This window comes from Mesorhizobium sp. M8A.F.Ca.ET.208.01.1.1 (assembly GCF_004791315.1).
Classification (GTDB): Bacteria; Pseudomonadota; Alphaproteobacteria; order Rhizobiales; family Rhizobiaceae; genus Mesorhizobium.
On the sequence record NZ_SRUT01000268.1, the window covers coordinates 1 to 268 of the forward strand.

Sequence of the window (268 nt, forward strand, 5' to 3'; positions counted from 1 at the left end):
CTGGAATGGCTGACGCCGTTCGGCCGCAAGTTCGGCGACATGTCGCGGAAGCTGATCTGGCGCTTCAACGACGTGCGGACATATTCCGTCAGCAGGACGACGTCCTGCTCGCGTTGGCCCCATTCGATCAGCGCTTCCAGGATGAGGCGCAGATTGCGGATCGGCACGTTCTCGCCGACGAGCCGGCGAAGCACTTCCGCGATCTTCTGCAGCGGCACGATCTCCTGAGCCTGCCTGACCAGATCCGCGTAGTCCGGCTCGATGTCCG

Annotated in this window: 1 protein-coding gene; it reads right to left on the reverse strand. The window is 63.4% G+C overall.

Annotated features, from left to right (window positions below; translation table 11 throughout):
* Positions 1-268: FHIPEP family type III secretion protein (locus EN851_RS35240; RefSeq protein WP_189587363.1), on the reverse strand; the 268-nt coding region annotated here is incomplete at both ends.